Origin of the sequence: Tropicimonas isoalkanivorans (assembly GCF_900112335.1) — a bacterium.
In the GTDB taxonomy this organism is placed as follows: Bacteria; Pseudomonadota; Alphaproteobacteria; order Rhodobacterales; family Rhodobacteraceae; genus Tropicimonas; species Tropicimonas isoalkanivorans.
Genome location: NZ_FOLG01000008.1, coordinates 105,776 through 130,622 on the forward strand (window position 1 = coordinate 105,776; position 24,847 = coordinate 130,622).

The following is a 24,847-nucleotide window of genomic DNA, read 5'->3' on the forward strand; positions in this document are numbered from 1 at the left end:
TCTCCCAAGCGGCGCTTCGTCCAATGGTTCGGGTTCCGGACGCAAGGTAAGCTTGGTCTGTGAACTCCGAGTCGGAGGCGCCTGAGGGAGGAGCCCTACACGATGTTGTCGCGAGATCATCCGCTGCATGTTCCGGAATCAGCCCTGCTTGTCATCGACATGCAGAATTTCTCTGCCCACCGCGATGGCGGGGCCTACAAGGGGGTGCCCGACACGGAATTCGACGCCCGCTTCGGCTGGTTTTTCAAGACACTCGAACAGGGCGTGATTCCGAACATCCGCCGCCTTCAGGCCGCCTGCCGAAGGTCGGGTGTCGAAGTGCTCTACACCACGATCGAAAGCCTCACCAAGAACGGCCGTGACCGGGGGCTGGACTACAAGCGGCTCGGGTTCGACGTTCCGAAAGGGTCCTGGGACGGGCGGGTGATCGACCAGCTGGCACCGGAGGATGACGAGATCGTGCTGCCGAAGTCTTCGTCATCGGTCTTCATCTCCACGCACATCGACTACGTGCTGCGCAACCTCGGCATCCGGCAACTTGTCATCTGCGGCATGGAAACCGACGACTGCGTGGAAAGCGCCATCCGCGATGCCGCGGACCTGGGGTATCTCGTCACGCAGGTGACCGATGCCTGCGCGACCTATAGCGCGGAGCGCCACGAGGCGGCGCTTGCGGCAATCGCCGGGCACTGCCGGCAAGTCACGACCGATGCGCTTCTGGCCGAGATGGACGCCGCCGTGGGCACCTGGGCCTGACGGCCGCCTTCGCACCGCAGAGGATGGCCCGGGCCGCGTGGCGGCCACCTGCCCTCACCCGGCAGCGCTGTCTCCGGCGTCGGCCGCATGGGGCTGGGACGGCCCATCCAGCAGCCGCCGGGCCATCAGCCAGCGCATCCGGTAGGCGTAACGTGCCGCGCGGCTCACGTCGGTCTGGAAACTGGCGTTGACGACGGCAGCCACGGCCCCGCCGACGATCGGCACCACCTGCCCGGCCTTGCGACGCGCAAGCGACACGCCGAGCTGGCGGGCGATGCGTTCCACCACCTTGTCCGATAGCCACCGCCCCCCGGTCTCCAGAACCAGTCGCCCCCCGGGGGAGGCAAGGTACGTGGCCATGTCCGAGAGCGAGGCCAGCGTCGCGTCCCGTTTGACATCCGCGCCCGACGTGGCGACCTGAAGGACCAGAAGGCGGTAGGCCCGTTCCTCCTCCGCATCCCCGTTGAAGCCAAAAGCGGCACCGGTGGCCCGCACATTGCGAACCGCCAAGGCGATGGTCGCGGGAATGTCCGCGGTCATCCCGGGCGCGCCGAGCCAGCCCGCCGCGCCGCCGGACGCCGCGTTGACGCCGACCGCCCAGGCCTGCACGCGCCGCGCCGCCGCTTCGCAGGCGTCAAGATCCTCGACCGAATGGCTTAAGAAGTCCGGCGGCAATGTCAGGCCCACCATCCTGTCAGCCAGTTGAAGCCCCTCACGGACCATTCCCGACGGCACCAGCCGCGAGATCAGGCCGCCGACCGGCGCGGTCAGCCGTTCGGCGCCTCGTCCCATGCGCGTCGACCGCCGCTCTTCGTAGGTGCGCTGACGCTGCAGCGCCTCACGCAGGATATCTGCCGCCATGGGGGGCCGCTTGTTTGGGACGGGACTCATTTGGGACCTTCCTCCAGCCGTTACCGTCGACGTTCGGTGCAATGGGGATCGGCGATCGGTATCACACAGCCTACACCAGTCGCCCGCCTCCCCGCTATGCAATGCAGCGGCTTGCCTGCTTGGCCGACGGAGCCGAAGCCGTGGAATACGTACGTCAGAACCATGAAGAGAAGATAATGCGCGCCGGGTGAAATTCACGACCCCGTTCGACAGCATGTGATCAATGTCGCCGCTGGAAATGCGAGACGCGCTATGGACGCCGCACCCTACACGGCATCCGTCGGCGTGGTTACGCTCCGGTCAGGCTCGGCCAGCCAAGCAGGCCGGTGCCCAGACAACCCAGAACGAACAGCGTCCGCCAAATGACGTGGACCAGATAGCCGCGCATCGACACCTTCCTCACCGCGTCGCCAATCGGGCGGCGGTCATCGCGCCGCCCGTCCTGCGTGCAAAGGGTGTTCGACAAAGGTGGCGGTGTTTGGGCAACAATCAGACGATTGCCCGCCGGACTGTCACTCCGCCGGCGACATGGAGAAGGTCATCGTCACGCCGGCCGTCACGGAGATCTCGCCCTGCGCCACCGGCATCGACTCAGCCGCAAAGGGTGCGGCATCCGCTCGGAAGACCTTTGGGCTCGCCATGGCGCCATGCTCCTGGATCGACAGCACATTTCCCAGTGTCACCCCAGCGGCGTCGGCATAGAGCGCCGCCTTGCGCATCGCGTCCTCGACAGCGCGCGTCCGCGCGTCATCCTGAGACTTTTCAGTATCCTGCAACCCGAAGCTCAGACCGCGCATCAGATTGGCGCCGTTCTGCACGACTGCATCCAGAAGCGTTCCGAGCTGGTCCAGATCGCGGACCCGCACCGTCAGCTCGCTCGATGCCTCGAAGCGTTCCACCCGCGGCGTTGTATCGTCGGGGTCGGGACGCGGGATGTACTGCGGATGAACGGACAGGCTGCTGGTCTGGATGTCCTCCGGGGCGATGCCAGCCTGCTCGAGCTGCGTCATGACCTCGGACATCCGCGCGCTCACGTCGCGCATGGCAACCGCCGCCTCGGCATCCTCGGCAACCGCGCCGAGGTCCAGCGTCGCCATGTCCGGTGCAACCGTAACGATGCCCTCGCCCGTTACCGTCAGCGTCGCCTGCGCGACATCGCGTGCCTCCTGCGCCAAAACGCTTCCCGGGGCAAACGACAGCCCAACCCCGATGCCGAGCAAAACCGCCGCGACTTGTTTTCGATTCATGACAGTCTCCTTCCAATTCGGACCCTTGGCCCGACCTTGCCCGCTTTGGGCGCGGGCGCACCTTCTCCCGCTCCAATCCTGTTTCTTTCGGCGGATTCCTGCGGTACAAACGAGTTACTGCAGACGATATCTTGCGCCCTTCCGCTCCGCGACCCCACAAAGGTGTGATGACCCCGACTTTCGCACTCGCACTCGACTTCGATGGAATCGCGCTGCTCTATCGCGCGCCGGCCGGGGATGGCTGGCGAGTTGTGGGCAGCACCGAACTCGACGTTCCCGACCTGGGCAACAAGCTCGGGGAACTTCGCGCCCGAGGGGAGGCCCTCGCGGACGATATGCCATTTGCGACCAAGCTTGTGCTGCCGGAGTCCCAGGTGCTGTTCATCGAGGTGCCTGCGGGCGACCCGCAGGGGCGGAGCGATGCGCAGCGAGCGGCGAAGGCGCTGGAGGGGCGCACGCCCTACACCCTTGATGAACTGGCCTATGATTGGGCACGCGTCGGCAACACGCTCCGGATCGCAGCCGTGGCGCGTGAAACGCTGGAAGAGGCGGAGGATTTCGCCAGCCTGCATCGCTTCAACCCGGTCAGCTATGTCGCCGTCCCGCCGGAGGGTGCTTTCCCCGGCGAACCGTTCTTTGGCCCGACAGGACAATCCGCGCAATGGTTGCCCCCCGGCGAGACACCCTACCGGGATGTGAACCCCGTTCGTGTGGTCAACACGCTAAACGCAGCCGTCGAGGACGCGGAATCCGGGGAGGCATTTGACGCAACAGCGCTTTCAACGGACTGGGTGGAGACGGTCGACGCGGAGTCGGTGACCCATGCCGTCGAAGAACCGGTCAAAGACGTAGCGGCGATAGAGCCAGCGGATGTCGCGGTGACGACCTCCTCCCCCGAGACGCGGGTGCTGGCAGTTTCCGACGTAGCGGAACCGGTAGTGGAGGTGTCAACCGAACCGCAACGTGTCGAGACCGGGTCAGATGCCCTCGACCAGACCGACGTGCCGCTTTCCGAGTCGGTGTCGACAGAAGCCGTGGAGGCCCCGGAGCCGTCCGACCGGCCAACGCCGGCCGTGCCGATCCAGCATGAAGCGGACGCGGAGGATACGTCGGACGCGCCCGACATTGGGGAGCGCCCGGAAGATGACCCGGAACAGGCCCCACCCCTAAAATTCCCGCCCGAAGCGGTCGCCGAGGCACCGCGCGCGCCAATCCGGTCCCGTCCGGCCTCTCCCGTCGCGGCGTCCAAAACACCCGGCTATCCCTCGGTTTCCGCGGGAAGCGCGCCGGTTTCAGGGCCCGTATCCGAGCCGCGATGGACGCCGCCTGGGGTCAAGCCGGCGCCGAAGCCTGCCAAACAGGGCGATGACACGGAGGTTGCGGCCCTCGCCGCCACCGCTGCCGCAAGTCTGGAGCGCGAGCCGCGGTGGGGCCGCAGTGGAAGCGCGGAATTGACCACGGTTTTCGGCGCCCGCACCCCACCGGCAAAGCGCGGCCGCGGCAAGGTCATCGGGTTGGCCGTCGGTGCGGCGTCACTGGCCGGCCTCGTGGCGCTCTGGACCCTCGTGCTGGGCGAGCCACAGCAAGATGGCATTGCGACCGATCCGGCTCGGGAAATCGCACGGACCGAAAGCGCCTACCTCGACCCGGTTGCACAGATTTCCCCGCCGCCCGCGGAGAGCACGTCAGAGGCGCCCACCGCTGTGGCTCAACCGCCCGAGGCGACCGAAAGCGCCGGAACGGCCCCACGCCAGCCCGAACTGGACTCCGAGACAGCCAGCCTGCCGGCGAATGAGCCATCGCTAAACGATACCGCGCCGCCAGAGCTGATGGCAGATGCGCCGGAGGAGGTGCCGCTCGACGCCGGACGTCCGCCGGAGGGCAATGCGACCGCCGATGTCGCGCCGGATCCGTCCGTCGCCGCCTCCGCCGTGGCGGACCCGCAGGCTCAACAAACCGGTCCGCTCGATCCCTCGGAAGCGCGCGCGGCCTATGACGCCACGGGCATTTGGCAACGCGCACCAGATACCGGGTACCTGCCTGAAAACGACACGATCGACGAACTCGAAATCGCTGCGATCGACCCGGAGGTCGTGAATCAGGACGCCTACGCCCTGCCCGACAGCCTGGCCGAACTCGACCGCCGCCCGCGGCCGCCGACCACGCCGCGCCACCCGGATTCGAAGGCCGAGATCGGCGCGGACGGTCTCGTCGTGCCGACCAAGGAGGGTGTGCTATCGCCCGGCGGCATCATGATCCACGCCGGCAGCCCCTTCATCATCCCGCCGCGTCGGGCCGAGCCGTCCGAGGAGACGCTGGCCGCCCTCTCACCCGACCGTGCGTTGGCCGGTTTCCAACCGAAACGGCGTCCCGGCGACCTGGTGGAGACGACCGAACGGGCCACTCTCGGCGGCCGCACCCGCACCGAACTGGCCGGCATGCGCCCCCTCCGGCGGCCGCAATCAGCGCAGGAACTCGCGGCAGAACTGACCGCCTCGCAGCGCATGGCCGATGAACAGACGGAGGACGCACAGCAGCCGGGGACGGAGAGCGCGGCGTCGGGCGCACCGCAAACGCTGCAGGAAGCGGCGCTTGCGATCGATCTGGAGACAGCCACCCGACGTGCGATCCCGGCCTCGCCCATGCCGCGCCTGCGACCGGCCAACATCTCGCAGATCGCCGACCGAGCGAAGCGCAACGAGGAAGCGGACCGGCAGCGCATTTTGGCGGCCGCGCAGGTTGCTCAGGTGGAGGCCGAGGTTCGCGCCAGGGCCGAAGCCCAGGCACGCGCAGAAGCGGAAGCCCAGGCCCGTGCACGCCAAGCTGCCGCCGACGCCGCCGCTGCTTCAGCAGCCGCTGAAACCAGTTCCAAAGTCGGCCCGGCCGTGCCAAGCCGGTATGCCGCCCGTCCCACGGGCACAACGCCTGCCGCCGTCGCCCGACGCGCCACGCTGGAGCGGGCGATTGCGCTCAACAAGGTGTCGCTGATCGGCGTCTATGGCTCGTCGAACCAGCGCCGCGCCTTGGTCCGGTTGCCCTCGGGCAAATACCTGAAGGTCCAGGTGGGCGACCGGCTGGATGGCGGACGCGTCGCTGCCATCGGAAATAACGAACTTCAGTATTCCAAGGGCGGCCGGTCCGTGACCCTAAAGATGCCGAAAGGCTAGCGGCGGCGAGCGGCTTGGCGCCCCGCAAACGCCTTGCCGCCTCGCCAAGCGCCTGGCGTGCGTGGACACCCGTGCGCGTCCCGGGATAGGTCTGGAGATGGATGAGCGCCGGAAGGTCCAGCCCAAAAGCGGCTGGCCGCCGGTTTCGAGCAGAGAGGACGGACGATGGAAGGCTTCTTCGACGAGGCGACGATCCTTCTGGGAGCCGCCGTCATCGGCGTTCCGCTTGCCGCCCGCCTCGGACTTGGCTCGGTTTTGGGCTATCTGCTTGCCGGCATCGCGATCGGTCCCGCCCTCCACCTGCTCGGTGTCGATGCCGAAACCCTGCGCCACTATGCCGAATTCGGCGTGGTCATGATGCTGTTTCTGATCGGTCTGGAACTGGAGCCGCGTATCCTCTGGGAGATGCGGGACAAGCTGATCGGTATGGGCGGAATGCAGATCGGCCTGACGACCATGGCCATCGCGGTCCTTTCCATGCTCATGGGCGAGACGTTTTACATGTCGCTCGCCATTGGCCTCATCCTGGCCCTGTCGTCGACGGCGATCGTCCTGCAGACACTGTCAGAAAAGGGGTTGATGAAGTCCCATGGTGGAAAAGCCACGTTCTCGGTGCTTCTGACCCAGGATATCGCGGTAATTCCGATGCTGGCGCTGATGCCGCTACTCGCGATGGCGCCAACCCCGCACCTGGACGCCACCGGCGCAATCCAACGCACCGGTGCCCATGCGGAGGCCGCCGCAGCGGCGGAGGAGATCCACCTGTCCCTGATCGAGGGGCTCGCTGGCTGGCAGGCGACCCTCGTCATCGTTGCCGTGATCGCGGCGGTGATCGTGGGCGGCACATATCTCTCCTCTCCGCTCTTTCGCTTCGTTCACATGGCGCGGCTGCGGGAGATCCACACCGCGACGGCACTGCTGATCGTCTTCGGGCTGGCCTTCCTGATGGCGCTGATCGGCCTGTCGCCCGCGCTTGGCGCGTTTCTGGGTGGCGTGGTGCTCGCCTCCAGTGAGTTTCGGCATGAACTGGAAGCGAATATCGAACCGTTCAAGGGCCTGCTGCTCGGCGTCTTCTTCATGTCTGTCGGGGCGGGGATCGATTTCAACGTGATGATTGAAAACGTCGGCACGGTCCTCGGGCTGACGCTGCTGCTTGTTGTGACCAAGGGCGCCATCCTGCTCGTGCTCGCGAGGCTTTTTGCTTTGCGTGGGCGGGATCGCTGGCTCTTTACCCTGGGACTGGCGCAGGCCGGAGAATTCGGGTTCGTGCTGATTTCCTTCTGCCTGCAGGAGGACGTCCTTCCCGACCGGCTGGCGCAGAAACTGCTGCTGGTCGTGGCGCTATCGATGCTGCTCACGCCGTTGCTCTTCATTCTCTACGACTGGATCGCGCACCGCCTCGGCGATCACACAGCCGCGACGGATGTGCACCGCAAGCACGACGAGATCGATGAGCAGGCCGCGATCATCATTGCCGGCACGGGGCGGTTCGGTCAGGTTGTGAACCGGATGGTGCAGATGGGCGGGCTGAAATGCACCGTGCTTGATCACGACCTCGCCGCAATCGAATTGATGCGGAAGTTCGGGTTCAAGGCGTTTTACGGAGACCCCACCCGGCCGGTGCTCCTCCACGCCGCGGGCCTAAAGACCGCCCGCGTGCTGGTGGCGGCCCTCGATGATAGACACGCAACAACGCGGTTGGTGAAGTACGCGCGGTCGCAACGTCCCGACATTCACATCGTCGCCCGGGCGCAGGATCGGGTTCATGTCTACGAGCTTTACCAAGCGGGGGCCGACGACATCGTGCGGGAGATGTTCGACAGCTCGCTTCGGGCGGCGCGGTATGTGCTGGAGAACATGGACTTCTCAGAGTTCGAGGCTGCCGAGATCGAACGGGCTTTCTACAAGCACGACCGGATGACCCTGCGCGAACTGGCGCCCCTCTGGGATCCGGCGAAGCCGCTACGGGACAATCCCGACTATCTCGCGCGAGCCCGGGAACTCAATCGCGTGCTGGAGACGGCCTTCGTTACCGCTCTGGAGGCGCAGGACGAAGAGAATCGTACGACCGACACGCCCTCCACGAAGCCCAAGACTGTGGATTGAAGCGGCAAGGCGCTCCCGCCCGTCGCGGATGCATCTGCAGATGCACCCTCGCCGGTTGGGCCGGGCCGCGCGCGTTCCGCGCGCGGGCGATTTTTCAGCCGAAAAAACGTGCCTCCGGCGGGGATATTTTCAGACACAAGAAGGCCTGAGGTCAGGCTTCGGACACGCCAGCCTCGCCAAAGGTGGCCATGCCGGAATGGCAAGCGATCGCCCCTTTCAACACCCCGATCGCGAGGGCTGCGCCGGTGCCTTCACCCAGGCGCAAACCGAGGCTGAGCAACGGCACCTTGTTGAGCCGCGAAAGAAGTGCCGCATGCGCTCCTTCGGCAGAAACGTGGCCGGCGACCGCGTGATCCAACGTACCGGGTGCTGCCGCTTCCAGCACCGCCGCGGAGGCGCAGCAGATGAAGCCGTCAAGGATCACCGGAACGCGGTGGTGACGCGCGGCCAGGATCGCGCCTGCCATCGCGGCCAGCTCGCGTCCTCCGAGGCAGCGCAGCACATCCAGCGGGTCGTCGAGCGCATCGCTGTGCAGCGCCAGACCGGCGTCGACGACGGCACGTTTGCGGGACAGCGCCTCATCGGTTACACCGGTGCCGCGGCCCACCCAGATCTCCGCACCGCCGCCATAGAGCGCGGCGGCCACCGCAGCCGCAGTCGTCGTATTGCCGATCCCCATTTCGCCCGTCACCAAGACGCCAGCCGCTGGGTTCACGGCCTGCCATCCGGCAGCCATCGCGGCCACGAACTCCTCTTCGTCCATCGCGGGGCCTTCGGTGAAATCTCCCGTTGGCCGGTCCAGATCCAGCTCAACAACGTCCATCGACGCGCCGAAGGTGTCCGCCAATTGGTTGATCGCAGCGCCACCGGCGCGGAAGTTGGCCACCATCTGGACCGTCACCTCCGGTGGAAACGCCGAGACCCCACGTGCCGCAACCCCGTGGTTTCCGGCGAACACGATCACCTGAGGCTCCGCCATCTCGGGCCGTGCGTCTCCCCGCCAGCCGGCGTACCAGATTGCCAGATCTTCCAGCCGCGACAGAGCCCCGGGCGGCTTTGTAAGGGCTGCGTTGCGGGCCTGTGCGCCCTCGACCGCCGCCGAGTCCGGCTGCGGCAGATCGGTCAGCGCTTCACGGATACCTTGGATATCGGAAAAGGGAGGTGTGGATGTCATCTTTCGCCTCAGACTTGTTTCCCCGCTTCTGCGCGCATATGCCCGCGCCTACAAGAGCTTGCGAGCCGAAGATGACATCACGCCCCACCCCGCTTCTCGACATCGCCCTAGCGACTGCGTTGCTGACGCGCTTGCCGATCCCGGTGCCACCGGATTACGCCGCGACACGCGGCGCGGGGGCGGCCTGGGCCTACCCTCTCGCAGGCGTCCCGGTGGCAGCAGCCGCTGGGATACTCGCGTGGGTCGGAATGCACCTCGGCCTTCCTGCGGCCACCACGGCGGGTCTCGTAATCGTGGTGCAGGTCGTGCTGACGGGGGCTATGCATGAGGACGGCCTGGCGGACACAGCGGACGGCCTCTGGGGGGGGTGGTCGCGGGAGCGCCGGCTCGAAATCATGAAGGACAGCCGAATCGGCAGCTATGGCGTCATGGCGCTGATCCTGTCTGTCGGCCTGCGGTGGAGCGCGCTGTCTGCGCTCGGCTCCGCAATGCTGCCCACGTTGATTGCCGTGGCGCTCATCAGCCGCGCTACCATGATCGGGACCATGACCATTCTGCCGAATGCCCGAGCCGACGGACTGTCGAAGTCCATCGGACGTCCCGGCCCAAGGTCTTTTCTCGTCGCGGCAGTGGTGGCATCGGCACTCTCAATGCTCACGACAGGAGGCATGACTTTCGCCCTGATAGCGTCGGCGACTCTGGCAGCCCTCGGCTTGGGGGCGATTGCGCGCGCTAAGATCGGCGGGCAGACGGGCGACATCCTCGGGGCCACGCAGCAGGTCTCCGAAATCGCCGCACTCGCGACCGCCGCTACCTTGACTCAATAGCAGTCTTCGGAGCGGTTGCGTCGCTGAGGGCTTGAACGGATCTCATGCTCACGGACGGTGATAAACCGAATGAAAAAAAGGGGGCCGTTGTCTGGCCCCCTCGGAATACCTCACGATGATGAAACCCTCAGGCCGCGCGGCCGACGAGGACGGCATCCACCTTTTTCTGCGCGTCGGTTTCGCCTACGCCGGAAACAGCCGCGACTTCGCGGGTCAGTCGCTCAAGCGCCGCCTCGTACAGCTGGCGTTCCGAATAGGACTGCTCGCGCTGGTCGTCGGTGCGATGTAGGTCGCGGACGACTTCGGCGATGGCGATCAGATCGCCGGAATTGATCTTCTGCTCGTATTCCTGAGCCCGGCGAGACCACATCGCGCGCTTGACCTTGGCCTTGCCTTTCAGCGTGGTCATCGCCTTGGACACCACATCGGGCGAACTCAGGCTGCGCATCCCGACTTCGCTGGCCTTGTGGGTCGGCACGCGCAGGGTCATCTTGTCCTTCTCGAAGGAGATGACAAAGAGTTCCAACGAAAGTCCGGCAATCTCTTGCTCTTCGATCGAAATAATTTGCCCGACGCCATGCGCCGGGTACACAACATAATCGTTCGGGCGGAACTCGGATTTTTTTGTTTTAGTCATATGAACCCCTCGAAAGAGACGCCGGAGGCCACAAAAAACAGCGCTGGAAAGGAGGTTTTCCAGCGTGGTTTGCTACAGGGCGCTATCGGTTCGCCATCGCGGCGATCAAGTCCCGATGGCGGGCTTCAGGCGTCAATCATCATCGTTCGATCAATATAGCAAATCGATACAGAATTTCAACGTTCCCCGCCGCAGCGCAGCAGGAAACGTGAAGATTCCCCGACGTCAATCGGCGGAAACCTGCGGAAAAGTTATGCTATCTGGGGGGCCGACATCCATTCGACGGCGCCACCAGGGTGTCAGCCGCCCTCACCCGGCGATTCGGAGAAGAGGTCCATCTTGCCGGGTTTGCCGTCCATCTCTTCCGCGCCCGGCAGTGGGTCCTTCTTGGTCACGATCACGGGCCAGAGTTCGGAATACTTGCGATTGAACTCCACCCACTTCTCCATTTCGGGTTCGGTGTCGGGGCGGATGGCGTCTGCGGGGCACTCGGGTTCGCACACGCCGCAGTCGATGCACTCATCCGGATGGATCACCAGGAAGTTCTCGCCCTCGTAGAAGCAGTCCACAGGACACACCTCGACGCAGTCGGTGTATTTGCAGGCGATGCAGTTTTCCGTGACGACATAAGTCATTGGTACGCTCCGGATCGAGTTGGGAGTGACCTATCCGCTCGAAGCGGCCTATTCAAGCGGCCCCGGGCGGGAATTGGCAAGTTGGCGGCGTTCTTTTTTGGTTGGCCGCGGACCACCCCGTGCGAGCGGGCTTTGCGCAGGCTGGGTTTCAGGGGGTGAAAGGTCTTCGTAGAGCGACTGTGCTTCGGGCGCGGGCCCGCGTCGCTCTCCGAGCGCCACGATCCGCACCACCCGGATTGCACGACCTTGGGGAAAGGTCAGCACGTCCCCGGGTACGATGGCGCGTGCAGGCTTGGAGATGCGCACCGAATTGACGCGCACCTTCCCCTCGGCGACCTGGCGGGCCGCGAGGCTGCGGGTCTTGAAGAACCGCGCCTGCCACAGCCACTTGTCGATACGCAGGGACGCAGCGGCATCAGCCATGCGCGGCTCGCCCGGTCACTTCTTCTCCGTCAGGCCCATAAGCGCAGCGGCGAAGGGGTTGTCGGGATCGATGGGCTTCTCCTTCTTCGGCGGGCGGGCCTGGTACACCCGCGCACCGTCCGGCTTGCCACCGCCCTTGCCATCATGGCGCGGCGGACGTTTTCCGCCCTTACCCTTCGGACCCTTGCCCTTTGGCTTGCCCGGCCGTTCGCCGCGCTCCCCATTCTGCGCTCTGCCAGCGTCCCGACGTGGACGACCGCCGGCCTGGCGGCGGGGAGCCCAGGTGAAGGTGTAGAACGATTCGACCTCTGGCTCGGACGAGTCGCTTTGCTCTTCCACCGCGTCTCCCTCGGGAGTCTCCGCGGCAGCGGTGACATACTCGGCGGGAGTCTCCTCCGCGTCGGTGGCAGCCTCCTGAGGCCCTGCGCCTTCTGGCGTCTCGGCGGCGTCCGGAATCGCATCCTCTTCACCGGGATTAGGCGTGGGGGCTTCGGCGGCGTCGGCCGCGGCCTCATCGACCGTCTCAGTTACATCAGGTTCGGGCGCCTCGGTGCCTTCGGGGGCGGCCGTCTCGTCAGGGGCGGATGCCCCCTCCTCGACGGCGTCAGCGGCCACGGCCGCTTCCGGCGGCGTGTCGTCGGTGCGCGGCGGCTTCACCTTCGCCCGCTCGCCCTTTTCGGCGTGGTAGCCGAGCCCTTGCATCAGGTCGGCGAACTGCTCCAGCGTCATGCCGGTGATGGAGAGCATGTCGGGCGTCGCCTCGAAACCGGCGCGGCTGTTCTCCGCCCGCAGCATGTCCGCGAGGCGCTCCAGCATGTCGATGCGAATCGCCCGCGTGCCGGCGATCCGGTAGCCCGACATCGCGGCATGTTCCTGCGGCGTACCTTCCGGCACCGGGACCGTCACCAGCCCCGGCGGCGGTGCCTCCGGGAAGATGTCGAGGTTATTCCAGAGCGACCAGAGCACCAGTCGAAGGCGGGTCGGCGCGGGTTTCAGCAGCAGCGGCAGGAAAACCGTGTACTGGCCGAACCGCACGCCGTGCCGGCGCAGCTGGCCGCGCGCATCCTGATCCAGCGCCTTCACGTCGGCCGCTACCCCGTCGCGCGGCAGCACCCCGAAGGATTCCATGAGCTGGAAGGCGAACCCACGCGGCAAGCCCGTCAGCGCCTCGTCCCGGCTCATCGCCAGAAGCGGCTCAAAGAGCGTGGCAACCTTGCGATCAATGAAATGCTGGAGCCGCCGGGTGACCTTCTCGGAGATCTCCCGTCCGGCATCCTCCTCGACGAAGGCCTCCACGGACGGCTTGAGCGCCTCCGCGCCTTTCACCAGCTTGCCCACCGCATGTTCGCCCCACATCAGGCCGCCCTGCTCGGTGAAGTCGATCTCGGTATCGGGCGCGTTGTAGAACCGGTCCGCCCGCAGGTGGAACTCCGGTCGGAGCGCGGTCATTGCCGCCTGGCGCAGCATCTTGGCTTCTTCCGGCGTGGCGGACTTGTCCTGACGGAAGCGGAAACCCTCCATCCGGCCCACATGCTGTTCCGCGACCGTCACCTCGCCGCTGTCGTTCACCTCGGCCACCAGGCCCTCCTTCTGCTTCAACCGCCGCAACAGAACGGACGTGCGGCGGTCTACAAATCGCTGCGTCAGCGCCCCGTGAAGGGCATCCGACAGGCGGTCTTCTACCGCGCGGGTTTCGCCGCGCCAATGGATTTCGTCGTCGAGCCACCCGGATCGCTGCGCGACGTACGTCCACGTGCGGATATACGCCAATCTTTTCGACAATGTGTCGATATCGCCGTCACTTCGGTCGATTCGCTTCACCTGGCGGGCCATCCAGTCGTTCGGCACCCGCCCGACGTCATGAAGAAAGCTGAAGATCTGGCCCAGAAGGGTGGCGTGCTCGGCATGGCTGATGCCGCGAAAATCGGGAATGCGGCAGACGTCCCACAGGAGCCGAACGTCACGGCCGCCACGGATACGGCCGGTGACCTCCGTGTCGGCCGCGAGCGACTTCAGCGCCATCAGGTCGTCGGCCTCCCGCGTTCGGGTGAGCCATTCGTCGTCCGTCCGCGCCTCCAGCGAGCCGATCAGACGGTCGACCGAGCCAAAGGACAAGTCCGCGTTGCGCCACTGCAGCTTGCGCACCGGCGCGAAGCGGTGGTCCTGAATCGCCTCGACGACTTCCTCGTCGAGAGGATGGGCCTCGCCGGTCACGCCGAAGCTGCCATGAGTCTTGTAACGCCCTGCCCGCCCGGCAATTTGCGCGAGTTCCGGCACCGAAAGGTCTCGCATCCGCCGCCCGTCGAACTTGCGCAGGCCGGAGAAGGCCACGTGGGTGATATCCAGGTTGAGACCCATTCCGATGGCGTCGGTCGCCACGAGGTAATCGACCTCGCCGGACTGATAGAGTTCCACCTGCGCGTTGCGTGTCCGGGGGGAGAGTGCTCCCATGACCACCGCCGCCCCGCCCTTCTGGCGCCGCAGCAGTTCGGCAATGGCATAGACGTTCTCCACGGAGAACCCGACGATGGCGGAGCGCGGCGGCATCCGGCTGATCCGGCGGGACCCGGCGTAAGTCAGCTCCGAGAATCGCTCCCGGCGCAGAATCTGCACCCCCGGAACCAGCGCTGCGATGGCCCCACGCATGGTGTCCGCCCCAAGAAACATCGTCTCGTGCAGGCCGCGCGCGTGCAGGAGGCGGTCGGTGAACACATGTCCCCGTTCCAAGTCCGCGCAGAGCTGGATTTCATCCACCGCGAGAAAATCCGCTCCGATCTCGGCGGGCATCGCTTCGACGGTGCAGACCCAATACTGCGTCCGCTCTGGAACGATTCGCTCCTCGCCGGTCACGAGAGCCACCACAGAGGGGCCACGCAGGGAGACGATGCGATCGTAGACCTCCCGCGCCAGCAGACGCAGCGGAAGGCCGATCACGCCCGTCCGATAGGCCAGCATCCTCTCGATCGCGTAATGGGTCTTGCCGGTGTTGGTGGGACCGAGAACGGCCGTCACGTGCGCTGCACGGGCCATCATGCGGCCCCTTTCCAGCGGAGCGCGCGCTTCATCTTCTCCGGCTTGCGCGCGGCTACGGCTTCCGAGCCGCCATCCGCCCTTCGGAGGGCCTCGGGATTCCGCCGCATCACAGTGTGTCCTCTGGGTCCGGGCAAGCTCAGATGCGCTCGCCCTCGACCTCTTTCTCCAGCCGTTCTATCGCATCTTTTACGTTCGGCCGGTGGGGATGTATAGCCTCCACCGCCCGGAAGGCCTCCAGCGCCTCGCGGTCGTATCCCAGTTCTTCGAGAATGATCGCCAGCCCCGACAAGGCCCCGAAATGCTTCGGGTTCAGCGCGAGCGCCCGCTCGATGTCGGCCAGCGACAGGCCGTATTCGTCGGCCATGAAAAAGGCCGTGGCCCGGGCGTTCCACCCTTCGGCAAAATCCGGCGCATGATCCGTCAGCGCCGTGAAATGCCCGATGGCCGTGTCGATATCGTTTTCCTCCAGCGCCTTTTCTCCCCGGTGGAGCAGAAGGTCCATGGCCGGAGAGCCGGATTTCGACCACTCCCGGACGATACTGTTCTCGATCTGTTGCCAGCCGGGCTGGTCCGGCTTGGCCAATTCGCCGAGAAGGCGTTCAATCTCCGCGCTGTCCGCCCCTTGCGCCGCCGCGGGCAGGCAAAGAAGAACCGTCGCGGCAGATGCGAGCAGGAAGCGGTTGAGAGATGCGATGATGCGACCCATAACAGGGGCAAGTCTAACGCCATCGCGGCAAATGCCAATCGGTTCCGCGATCACAACCCCCGGAGGTACTCGCGTGAGTGAAATGATCGACAAGGCCGTGGCCGCCCTGAGCGCACGGCTGAACGGCCCGGTAAACGGCACTGCCAAATTCGTCATCGAGGACGAAGGCAGCCTGATCATCGACGAGGCCGGCGTTCGCAAGGGCGATGCCGACGCCGACGTCACTCTGAAGGCCGATGCCGATACCTTCCGGTCGATCCTCGACGGCGAAACCAATCCCACTGTCGCGTTCATGACGGGCAAGCTCTCTGTCGAGGGCGACATGGGGCTGGCGATGCAGCTCGGCGCTGCACTCTCCTGACGCGCCCATTGGGAATGGAGCCCGCACCGTTCCATGATGACATCACCGTGGCACCCGAGGGCGCCGCGGCATTCGTGGTGGAGGCCGAAGACGGCATTCGCCTGCGCCTTGCATATCTGGCGCCGCCGCCCAAGTCCTGTCGGGGTACGGCGCTGATCTTTCCCGGCCGGACGGAATTCGTCGAGAAATACGGCCCCGCCGCGGCGGAACTGCAGGACCGCGGGTTTGCCTGCGTGTCGATCGACTGGCGCGGACAGGGCCTGTCGCAACGGTTGCTGGACGACCCCGCGACGGGCCACGTCACCCGTTTCACGGAGTATCAGCACGATGTGGACGCGCTCATGTCCCTTGTGGACCGGCTGCGGCTGCCCGGCCCGATCTTCCTGATCGCGCATTCGATGGGGGGCGCAATTGGCCTGCGAGCCCTGCACCGGAAGGTGCCTATCAGCGCGGTCGCGTTTTCCGCACCCATGTGGGGGATCAAGGTTCCCGTCGCCGCCCGCCCGCTCATCGGCCCGATTGCAGCGGGCGTCCACGCTGCGGGCTTCGGCACCCGCTACGTTCCATCAACGCGGCCTGTCACCTACATCGCGCACGCCCCTTTCGAGGATAACACGCTCACGACGGACCGGGGCATGTTCGACTGGATGAAGCGTCAAGCCGCGGCGCATCCGGAGCTTGCCCTCGGCGGCCCCTCGATCACCTGGCTGAACGAAGCGCTCCGCGAGACCCGGGAGCTGCGCCGCCTGACCCCGCCCCGCCTGCCCTGTCTTGCCTGGGTGGGCGGGCAGGAACGCATCGTCGAAACGCGCGCGATCCGCAGGCTGGTGGCGCGCTGGCCGGGCGCGGAACTGACCGTGATACCGGAGGCCGCGCACGAGTTGATGATGGAGCTTCCGCCAACGCGGGACAGCTTCTTCGACGCCTGCGCCGCGCTCTTCTCCCGCGCTGGCGGCACGGCCTGATACCGGAGGTGCGGCGGTGGCGCTCATGATCGGCCGATCCGGGCCGCCGGCGGTGCGCTCCCTCTGGCCTTCCTCGCCAGCATCGCCTATGTGCGCCCCCAAGGAAGGACCGCCATGACCGCCACGACCGAATCCGAATTCCGCCACGCAATCTCCCCGGTGGAGGAGATCCTCGAGGACGCCCGCAACGGCCGCATGTTCATTCTCGTCGATCACGAGGATCGCGAGAACGAAGGCGACCTCATCATACCGGCGCAGATGTGCACGCCCGACGCCATCAACTTCATGGCAACCCATGGGCGCGGCCTGATCTGTCTGTGCCTGACGGCGGCGCGTATCGACGCGCTCGGCCTACCGCTGATGGCCACGGTCAATTCCTCGCGCCATACGACCGCGTTTACCATCTCGATCGAGGCCCGTGAGGGTGTCACCACCGGCATCTCCGCCGCGGACCGTGCCCGCACCATCGCAGTCGCCATCGACAGCGCGTCGACGCCCGCCGATATTGCGACCCCCGGCCACGTCTTTCCGCTCCGCGCCCGCGAGGGGGGCGTGCTGGTGCGCGCCGGCCATACCGAAGCGGCGGTGGACGTCTCCCGCCTGGCTGGCCTGAATCCATCGAGCGTGATCTGCGAGATCATGAACGAGGACGGCACCATGTCCCGTCTGCCGGAACTTGTGGAATATGCGAAGAAGCACGGGCTGAAGATCGGCACCATCAGCGACCTCATCGCCTATCGCTTGCGGCACGACAACCTCGTGCACGAAACCGAGACCCGACCGATCACCTCCGTCTTCGGCGGCGAATGGACGATGCGGGTCTTTGCCGACGTGACGGACGGCACCGAGCACGTGGCGCTTGTCAAAGGCGACATCTCCACCCCGGAACCCGTGATGGTCCGCACCCACGCGCTCAATGCGCTGGAAGATCTGCTCGGCATCGGCGTCAAGCGCCCCGACACGCTGGGCCGGGCGATGGAGATCATTGCCCGCGAAGGCCGCGGCGTCGTGTGCCTCTTCCGCAATCCCGACAGGAAACTGATGCTGGACGGAGAGGACGAAGGTCCACGGACCGTCAAGCAGACCGGACTGGGCGCGCAGATGCTGTCCAACCTCGGCCTGCACCAACTGATCCTGCTCACAGATTCGCCAGCGACTCGTTATGTCGGTCTGGAGGCCTACGGGCTTTCCATCGCCGGCACCCGCCGCATCACGGAGTAACCCATGGCCGAGGCCGAAGCCCACCATATCCTGCCACGTCCCGAGTTCGACAAGCCGCTGAAGCTGCTGATCGTCGTGGCCCCGTACTACCGCGATATCGCCGACGAACTGATCGCGGGCGCGAAGGCGGAGATCGAGGCCGCCGGCGGAACCTGGGAACTGGTCGAGGTGCCCGGCGCCCTCGAGGTGCCCATCGCGATCCGCATCGCCTACAGGCAGTCGAACTTCGACGGGTTCGTCGCGCTCGGCTGTGTCATCCGGGGGGAGACCACCCACTACGATACCGTCTGCAACGACAGCTCCCGCGCCTTGACCCTTCTGGGCCTGGACGGCGCCTGCATCGGAAACGGCATCCTGACGGTCGAGACCCGCGCCCAGGCGGAAGTGCGCGCCGAAGCGCAAGGGCAGAACAAGGGTGGCCACGCGGCAGCGGCGGCGATGCACCTGATCGCCCTCTCCCGGCGGTTCGGCCTTGAAGAAAAACGTATCGGTTTCAAACCTCTGCGGGATGAAATTCAGCTTGCAGGCGAGGCCGAGGGGCCAACCCGCGCATGAGCGACCGACGGCAAAGACGATCCGCCGCGCGGCTCTATGCGGTGCAGGCGCTGTTTCAGATGGAGATCTCCGGCCAGACCACCGACGCGGTGGAAAAGGAGTTCGAGGACTATCGCTTCGGTGCCGAGTACGAGGGTATCGAGATGGCCGAGGGCGACCCGGCCACATTCCGTGCGCTGGTGGACCGGGCGGTGAACGAACAGGCGCGTATCGACCAGATGACGGACCGCGCCCTCGTCGCCAAATGGCCGATCGATCGGATCGACCCGACGCTGCGTGCCCTTTTCCGGGCGGCCGGCGCCGAACTGGTCGCGGCGGAGACCCCGCCGAAAGTGGTGATTACGGAATTCGTGGACATCGCAAAGGCATTCTTCCCCGAAGGTCGTGAGCCCAAGTTCGTGAACGCCGTGCTGGACCACATGGCGCGGGAGGCGCAGCCGGAGAAGTTCTGACCCGGCTCCGGCGGGCTCCCGCCCCTGTTCCGCGCCCTTTCGGGCTTGAAGTCAGGGTTGGGCCGGGCGCGCTTCGCGCGCGGTTGCGCGGGAGACCTGCCGCTTACCAGTGTATTTGATCCGTTTTCCCCGCCAGAATTGCGGAATCAGGGTCGTCGTAGAGCGGACGCTGATTGTCGCTCTCTCGCATGGGCGTTTCGCGCGGACGTCCGACAACGTCCCTTTGATTTGGTCACCGTCTTAGTACGACCGCCGCGCGCGAATGCACGCGGCATGGCCCAACAGGAGGCGCGGTATCGAAGATGCCGCAACGACGGGCGGGAGCCCTACCGAGGAGCTGACGTGCCTTTAGGTCACTCGCCTTTCAACAAGATCTTGAACCCGCCGAAGATCATGAGGCTCACGTCGAAAGGCATGGCTTCGGGTCCGAAATCCTTCCATCTAAGATCGGTCTCCATTGCTGGATCTCAGGCCGGACGCCGGCGGCTGGTGCTTACGGAGGCGGGACGCAACCTATCCCGGTCTCGCGTGCAACGCAGGACGCCGTGGAATCGTATTTGGCAGACCTGACGGACGAAATTCGGCGGGAGCTTAATGCGGTGCGTTCCCCGGCCAGATTGTTCCCACGAACCGCCCCGTAACGTTCCATGCGCGACTCAACTTAGGTAGGCCGCGAACGATGACGTAGGGTCGGCGGGCCGAACAGGTCAGCCAGGACTTCGCATCTGAGTTCCGCCGTCCGCGTCAGTCAGAAATAACGTCGGCCACATGCTCTGCGATGGCGAGGGAGGCGGTAAGCCCCGGGCTCTCGATCCCGAACAGGTTCACGAGGCCGGACACCCCATGTGTGCTGGCGGTCTCGATGGTGAAATCGGCAGCGGTCGCGCCGGGTGTGCTCAGCTTCGGGCGTATCCCGGAATAGTCCGGGTACAACGCGCCGTCCGGCAGCGCCGGCCAGTAACGGCGGACAGCCTCGTAGAACGCAATTCCACGGGCAGGGGGCACCCGGTAGTCAAGGTCCGCCTCCGCCAGATTGTCCAGCCACTCCACGTCCGGCCCGAACCGAACACGACCGGCCATGTCGATGGTCGCATGGACCCCGAGCCCGCCATCTACCGGCGCGGGATAGACCAAACGTTTGAAAGGCGCCCGCCCCTGCAGGCCGAAATAGCAGCCTTTGGCATAGCGCAAATCCGGGACCTCACCCGACACACGCCCGCCGATGAGGGTGGCAACCTCTGTGGCCGAAAGGCCGGCGGCGTTCACCAAGACGCTGGCCGTCACCTCCGTCGGATCGTCTCCGTCGGTCCAGACGCGAAACCCCTCGCCCTCCGGCTCGGCGCGGATGAACGGCGTCCGCAACGCAACATGGCCGCCCTGGGCCTCGATCCTTGCGACCAGCGTCAGCATGAAGGCGTGGCTGTCGAACACCCCCGTCTCCGGCGAGAGCATCGCCGCCACAGCGGAGACTTCGGGCTCGAGTTGGTGCAACTCGCCCTCACTCAGCATCCGTATGCCCTCGACGCCGTTTTCCCGCGCCCGGGCGGCCAGCGCTTCGATCGCCGGGATTTCCGTAGTTTGCGTCGCGACAACGATTTTTCCGCACTTCCGGTAAGGAACGCCACACGACTCCAAGGTGTCGTAGAGCATCCGCCGCCCGCGCACGCAGAGGCGGTGCTTCAGGCTGCCGGTCGGATAGTAGAGCCCGGCATGGATAACCTCGCTGTTCCGCGAAGAGATCCCCGCACCCACCGTCGGCTCCCGCTCGAGGACGAGCGCAGGCCGGCCCGCTTCCCCGAGCGCAGACGCACAGGCAAGGCCAACGACGCCGCCTCCAATGACGATGGCACCGAAATCGGGCATCTGACCTCCATCCAGTTCGTGCGCAGGCCTGATCCGTCTATGCCGCCTGGCGCGCGATGGAGCAAGAGCGGGGCCGGAATCGCACTGGCGTTCGGCTGGGAAGCGGCCATCACATTCATGAAACCGATTGGAAAGGCAGCCCGGATGCGCTACCCTCGTATCCATTCACAGCGAGGTTTGGGGGAACATCAAATGCCAGAACTTGTCCGCCTGTATATCCGCCAGGTCATCGTCGGTTTCGGGCTGTCCGCGGCGTTCGTGACCTTGCTCCTGTGGTTGAACGTCGCCAACCTCTGGCACCTCGTCACGCACGCACAGGGCGGCTGGATCGCCTTGCTCATGCTCTGGGTCTTCAACGGCATCGTCTTTGCCGGGGTGCAGTTCGGTATATCGATCATGCGGATGAGTCAGAACGACGACGATACGGGACGCGGCAAGCGTATCACATTCGCAACCCCGACGGTGCCGCGTGACGGCCCCGTCGCTGTGCGATCCGGAGACAGCTCCACGTCCTGAAGTTCGGCGCTGAAGGACATGCCGCCGTTTCAAGAACGGGTTGGCGGGGAGGATGCGTCTCAAAATCCTGAAAGTCTCAGCCCACTCCCCCGCCGCCGAAACGGCTGAGCGGGGGACGTGGGATTGCGGCGGGGACCGTACGCGACCGTGAGGGTGTTTCATTCCCGAGGACCTGTATATACAGGTGGGCGCCGGGTAACCGGACCAGGATCCGGACAGAGCCAACTCCCTCGGAATTGCTTAAGGCCACCGGAATTTAGCCCCGGCACGGGAAGGACAGATCCGCCAAACCCCTAGGTAGGAGAAGGTCCTGCCCCCGGCAAGGGGGATCGAAAGAAATTGCGAGCCGCTTTGTCGGCCTTGCAAAGTGTTCTCATATTGTTCACATTCACCGCATGTCGGCTCCACCCACCTCTCCGCTCGACCTCCTCATGCCCGGTCAGCTTTTGGCGCGGGGCGTATGCCGTCATCTTGTGGGCCACGGCTTCGTCACTGTGGAGGAGCTGGTGCCGCGCCCTGGATTGCGGGTGGATGTTATGGCGCTCGGGCCCAAGGGCGAGATCTGGATTGTGGAATGCAAATCGAGCCGGGCCGATTTCATGACCGACCAGAAATGGCATGGCTACCTGGAATGGTGCGACCGTTTCTTCTGGGCCGTCGATTCCGATTTCCCGACCGAATTACTGCCGGCGGAGTCCGGCCTCATTCTGGCTGACCCCTACGACGCCGAAATCCTTCGAATGGGGCCGGAGAGCAAGCTGGCGGGGGCGCGGCGCAAGGTCATGACGCAGAAATTCGCCCGCCACGCGGCGCGCAGACTACAGGCGTTCCGCGACCCCGGAGTCCGCGCCCTTCTGCCGGACGAGACGCCGCCCGGCTGAGCCTACTTCCGCTTGCCCATCTCGCGCGCACGCATGGCGGCGGCGCGAAGTTCCTCGGCGATCTCCTCGGCCTCCTCGGGATCGAAATCGAGCGGGAGGTCGATTCCCTCCCCCTCAAGATAGATCCGCACCATGCCGAGCGACGTCGGACCGATTTGCAGGTTGGCAGTGACGTCGCTTTCCTTGTTGATGCCCATTGCGGAAGCTCCCCGATATCTGGCCGTCCGGCAGTCACATGCCGCGCCCGGCTGGGTGCTCCCTCTATCGCGCCCGTGCCCGGACGACAAGCATGCAGGCCCCGGGCGGGAGGCGTCGAAAACGTCCGCCCAAGATGGACCGGGGGCTTGCGCTTACCCGCATCCCAAGCTAAATGACCGCCCTGTGCCGCCTTAGCTCAGTTGGTTAGAGCGCTGGATTGTGGATCCAGAGGTCCCCTGTTCAAGCCAGGGAGGCGGTACCACCTCCCCCCCCGGCATACGTTCCCGCATCCGCCAGACCGTTGTCATTGGCGACAAGATCGCGGGTATGGACATTGCGGCGCTCCGTAAGCCACGTGAGCAAGCGCGCGACCACGACAGGACTTCGCGTCAGGCGTCCGACGTCTGGACCCTGCCCCGCAACGCTCCTAAGTTGCGCCGCGCTTTAACGGAGATTCACATGGCGGTCGGCACAAACATCCGCACCTATTTCGAAGGCACCTGGCACGACGGGGACGTGCCGATCATGCGCGCGGCCGATCACGCCACATGGCTTGGCAGCTCGGTTTTCGACGGTGCGCGCATGTTCGAGGGCGTCACACCGGACCTCGATGCCCACTGCGCCCGCGTCAACCGCTCCGCCGAAGCGTTGATGATCACGCCGACGGTTTCGGTCGAGGACATGATGGCGATCATCCATGAGGGCCTCGCGGCCTATGGACCCGGCGCGGCAGTCTACATCCGCCCGATGTATTGGGCGCTGGAAGGCAACGAGCTCGGCGTACTGCCGCTGCCTGGGGCCACCGGCTTCGCGGTCTGCCTCGAAGAGATGCCCATGCCGCCCGCGCACAAGGCCACCACCCTCACCCGGACGCGCTTCTGCCGCCCAGTGATGGAATCGAGCGTCTGCAACGCCAAGGCGGGCTGCCTTTATCCCAACAACGCGCGCATGTTGGCGGAGGCCCAGGCCAAGGGCTTCGGCAACGCATTGGTGGCCGACGCGCTCGGCAATGTCGCCGAAACGGCGACGGCGAATGTTTTCATGGTGAAGGACGGCGCGGTCTTCACTCCGATCGCCAACGGCACGTTCCTCTCGGGCATCACCCGCGCCCGACACATCGCGAATTTGCGCGCGGATGGGGCCGACGTGATCGAGACCGTTTTGACCTTTGAGGATTTCGAGGCTGCCGACGAGGTATTCCTCACCGGCAACCTTTCGAAGATCACCCCAGTCACGGCGTTTGACGACGTCACCTACCAGGTTGGCCCTGTCGCCCGACGTGCCCGTGACCTCTATTGGGACTGGGCGCTTTCAGCCGCTTAACGATACCGGCGGCTGACGCGGTCGGCCGTCGTCGCCCACAGGACGTAGAGCGTAAAGGACAGGAAGCCCATTCCCAGCAGCAGCTCGAACGGCTCCTGCTCCTTGCCCGACACCATCTGCGGCTTCAGGAACTCCGCCACGCTCATGCCTTGCGGGATGGCGTAGAGATGGGGAACCAGCTCGTAGTAGATGTAGAGCAGCGCCGGCAGCAGGAAGTACAGCATCAACAGTGTCGGCGCCGTGAGCAGCTCGAGCACCCTGGGCGCTCTGTCCCGCAACAGCGGCGTGAGGAGCAAACGCGCGAAGGCTCCGTAAAGGCCGATGAAGATGAAGGCGCTGTGGAGCGGGAACCCCTTCATGTTATGGAGGTTGAACTCGTTCTTCTGGTTTATCTGTGCGACGGCTTCGGGCGTGCCATAATCGAAGATCCGTTGCCCCCAGCTCGCCTCCTCGCCCGCGATCACGAACAGGCCGGCTGCGAATACGAGATAGAGCGCGAAGAGCACCCAGCTCTCACGGCGGATGCGAAATGCGACCACAATGGCAATCACAGACGCCGCAACGTAGGCCAGGGCCGTCAGCCATTCGACAGGCCCGTCTTCGCGAATGATCCAGAGGTACTTCTGGGCGTTGCTCGCCTTCATCCCGAAGATCAGAATGGTCGCCAAAAGCGGCAGGCATGCCACGGCGGCAGCGACAGGTTTGTTAAGGGTGGGGTACGCGAGCGGCGCAATACGTTCCGCAGTCATCATGATTGTCCTCGTTACTACACACGCCAAATCGGCGGTCGGTCAAAGTTAGGTCGGCGGAATGAACATCATGGGGGCCGACACGAATGTCATAAAACATTTAACGATTTATGCATCATGGCGATTCGGGTTTGCAAGGGGTATCTGGCGCATAGCGGAAC

General features: G+C 65.3%; 23 protein-coding genes and 1 tRNA gene. 13 read left to right on the forward strand and 11 right to left on the reverse strand.

Annotated features, from left to right (window positions below; all coding sequences use genetic code 11):
* Window positions 1–102: 102 nt before the first annotated feature.
* Window positions 103–756 carry a cysteine hydrolase family protein gene (locus tag BM075_RS13885; RefSeq protein ID WP_093361296.1) on the forward strand — a complete coding sequence of 218 codons (654 nt, stop codon included), beginning with the start codon at window positions 103–105 and terminating at the stop codon, window positions 754–756.
* 54 nt (window positions 757–810) lie between these two features.
* Here BM075_RS13885 and BM075_RS13890 read toward each other — a convergent pair whose 3' ends face one another.
* On the reverse strand, window positions 811–1,647 hold the full coding sequence (locus tag BM075_RS13890) for an EcsC family protein (RefSeq protein ID WP_177208355.1): 837 nt from the start codon (window positions 1,645–1,647) through the stop codon (window positions 811–813).
* 512 nt (window positions 1,648–2,159) lie between these two features.
* Window positions 2,160–2,894, reverse strand: a complete 735-nt coding sequence (locus BM075_RS13895; protein WP_093361298.1) for an SIMPL domain-containing protein — start codon at window positions 2,892–2,894, stop codon at window positions 2,160–2,162.
* Between the two features lie 167 nt (window positions 2,895–3,061).
* Here BM075_RS13895 and BM075_RS13900 point away from each other — a divergent pair, with 167 nt between their 5' ends.
* Together BM075_RS13900 and BM075_RS13905 are read left to right on the forward strand one after the other, a co-directional pair.
* The gene (locus tag BM075_RS13900; protein ID WP_093361299.1) at window positions 3,062–6,061 is read left to right on the forward strand and encodes a hypothetical protein; all 3,000 of its coding nucleotides are present in this window, start codon (window positions 3,062–3,064) and stop codon (window positions 6,059–6,061) included.
* Window positions 6,062–6,226: 165 nt separating this feature from the next.
* A complete protein-coding gene (locus tag BM075_RS13905; RefSeq protein WP_093361300.1) occupies window positions 6,227–8,167 on the forward strand; it encodes a cation:proton antiporter domain-containing protein in 1,941 nt (646 codons plus the stop codon).
* A gap of 151 nt (window positions 8,168–8,318) precedes the next feature.
* On the opposite strand, the gene cobT is transcribed toward BM075_RS13905, so the two are convergent.
* Window positions 8,319–9,341, reverse strand: coding sequence for a nicotinate-nucleotide--dimethylbenzimidazole phosphoribosyltransferase (cobT, locus tag BM075_RS13910; RefSeq protein ID WP_093361301.1), 1,023 nt, complete (start codon window positions 9,339–9,341; stop codon window positions 8,319–8,321).
* A gap of 71 nt (window positions 9,342–9,412) precedes the next feature.
* Between cobT and BM075_RS13915 the strand changes: the two genes are divergently transcribed.
* A complete protein-coding gene (locus BM075_RS13915) occupies window positions 9,413–10,168 on the forward strand; it encodes an adenosylcobinamide-GDP ribazoletransferase (protein WP_093361302.1) in 756 nt (251 codons plus the stop codon).
* A gap of 127 nt (window positions 10,169–10,295) precedes the next feature.
* Here the strand turns inward: BM075_RS13915 and BM075_RS13920 are convergent, their stop codons facing one another.
* From BM075_RS13920 to BM075_RS13940, 5 genes are all read right to left on the reverse strand, one after another.
* Complete coding sequence (locus BM075_RS13920; protein WP_093361303.1) at window positions 10,296–10,805, reverse strand: CarD family transcriptional regulator; 510 nt, start codon at window positions 10,803–10,805, stop codon at window positions 10,296–10,298.
* Window positions 10,806–11,104: 299 nt separating this feature from the next.
* Window positions 11,105–11,440: a ferredoxin FdxA gene (gene fdxA, locus BM075_RS13925; protein ID WP_093361304.1), complete on the reverse strand. Its 336-nt coding sequence runs from the start codon at window positions 11,438–11,440 to the stop codon at window positions 11,105–11,107.
* Window positions 11,441–11,488: 48 nt separating this feature from the next.
* Window positions 11,489–11,863: an RNA-binding S4 domain-containing protein gene (locus BM075_RS13930; RefSeq protein ID WP_093361305.1), complete on the reverse strand. Its 375-nt coding sequence runs from the start codon at window positions 11,861–11,863 to the stop codon at window positions 11,489–11,491.
* A gap of 15 nt (window positions 11,864–11,878) precedes the next feature.
* Window positions 11,879–14,893, reverse strand: coding sequence for a helicase-related protein (locus BM075_RS13935; protein ID WP_093361386.1), 3,015 nt, complete (start codon window positions 14,891–14,893; stop codon window positions 11,879–11,881).
* 139 nt (window positions 14,894–15,032) lie between these two features.
* Window positions 15,033–15,602: a tetratricopeptide repeat protein gene (locus BM075_RS13940; protein WP_245758851.1), complete on the reverse strand. Its 570-nt coding sequence runs from the start codon at window positions 15,600–15,602 to the stop codon at window positions 15,033–15,035.
* 73 nt (window positions 15,603–15,675) lie between these two features.
* Between BM075_RS13940 and BM075_RS13945 the strand changes: the two genes are divergently transcribed.
* The 5 genes from BM075_RS13945 (at window position 15,676) to nusB (ending at window position 19,156) form a co-directional block, all read left to right on the forward strand.
* Window positions 15,676–15,963, forward strand: a complete 288-nt coding sequence (locus BM075_RS13945; RefSeq protein ID WP_093361306.1) for an SCP2 sterol-binding domain-containing protein — start codon at window positions 15,676–15,678, stop codon at window positions 15,961–15,963.
* Window positions 15,964–16,010: 47 nt separating this feature from the next.
* Window positions 16,011–16,928: an alpha/beta fold hydrolase gene (locus BM075_RS13950; RefSeq protein ID WP_245758852.1), complete on the forward strand. Its 918-nt coding sequence runs from the start codon at window positions 16,011–16,013 to the stop codon at window positions 16,926–16,928.
* A 114-nt stretch (window positions 16,929–17,042) separates the two neighbouring features.
* The gene (ribB, locus tag BM075_RS13955) at window positions 17,043–18,149 is read left to right on the forward strand and encodes a 3,4-dihydroxy-2-butanone-4-phosphate synthase (protein WP_093361308.1); all 1,107 of its coding nucleotides are present in this window, start codon (window positions 17,043–17,045) and stop codon (window positions 18,147–18,149) included.
* A 3-nt stretch (window positions 18,150–18,152) separates the two neighbouring features.
* Window positions 18,153–18,704 carry a 6,7-dimethyl-8-ribityllumazine synthase gene (locus BM075_RS13960; protein ID WP_093361309.1) on the forward strand — a complete coding sequence of 184 codons (552 nt, stop codon included), beginning with the start codon at window positions 18,153–18,155 and terminating at the stop codon, window positions 18,702–18,704.
* On the forward strand, window positions 18,701–19,156 hold the full coding sequence (gene nusB, locus BM075_RS13965) for a transcription antitermination factor NusB (RefSeq protein WP_093361310.1): 456 nt from the start codon (window positions 18,701–18,703) through the stop codon (window positions 19,154–19,156). The genes BM075_RS13960 and nusB overlap by 4 nt, the downstream gene beginning before the upstream one ends.
* Before the next feature lie 744 nt (window positions 19,157–19,900).
* Here the strand turns inward: nusB and BM075_RS13970 are convergent.
* Entirely contained in the window at window positions 19,901–21,019 is a 1,119-nt protein-coding gene (locus BM075_RS13970; protein ID WP_093361311.1) for an NAD(P)/FAD-dependent oxidoreductase, read from the reverse strand.
* Window positions 21,020–21,211: 192 nt separating this feature from the next.
* On the opposite strand from BM075_RS13970, the gene BM075_RS13975 reads away from it, so the two are divergent.
* Window positions 21,212–21,535 carry a hypothetical protein gene (locus BM075_RS13975; protein WP_093361312.1) on the forward strand — a complete coding sequence of 108 codons (324 nt, stop codon included), beginning with the start codon at window positions 21,212–21,214 and terminating at the stop codon, window positions 21,533–21,535.
* A 395-nt stretch (window positions 21,536–21,930) separates the two neighbouring features.
* Window positions 21,931–22,416 (forward strand): MmcB family DNA repair protein, encoded by a 486-nt coding sequence (locus BM075_RS13980; RefSeq protein ID WP_093361313.1) that lies wholly within the window; start codon window positions 21,931–21,933, stop codon window positions 22,414–22,416.
* 2 nt (window positions 22,417–22,418) lie between these two features.
* On the opposite strand, the gene BM075_RS13985 is transcribed toward BM075_RS13980, so the two are convergent.
* Window positions 22,419–22,613, reverse strand: coding sequence for a DUF6324 family protein (locus BM075_RS13985; protein WP_093361314.1), 195 nt, complete (start codon window positions 22,611–22,613; stop codon window positions 22,419–22,421).
* A 186-nt stretch (window positions 22,614–22,799) separates the two neighbouring features.
* Here BM075_RS13985 and BM075_RS13990 point away from each other — a divergent pair.
* Window positions 22,800–22,876: transfer RNA gene (locus BM075_RS13990), tRNA-His, on the forward strand.
* A 197-nt stretch (window positions 22,877–23,073) separates the two neighbouring features.
* Complete coding sequence (locus BM075_RS13995; protein WP_093361315.1) at window positions 23,074–23,937, forward strand: branched-chain amino acid aminotransferase; 864 nt, start codon at window positions 23,074–23,076, stop codon at window positions 23,935–23,937.
* Here the strand turns inward: BM075_RS13995 and BM075_RS14000 are convergent.
* On the reverse strand, window positions 23,934–24,689 hold the full coding sequence (locus BM075_RS14000; RefSeq protein ID WP_093361316.1) for a hypothetical protein: 756 nt from the start codon (window positions 24,687–24,689) through the stop codon (window positions 23,934–23,936). The two genes, BM075_RS13995 and BM075_RS14000, sit on opposite strands and share 4 nt — an antisense overlap.
* Between the last annotated feature and the right edge of the window lie 158 nt (window positions 24,690–24,847).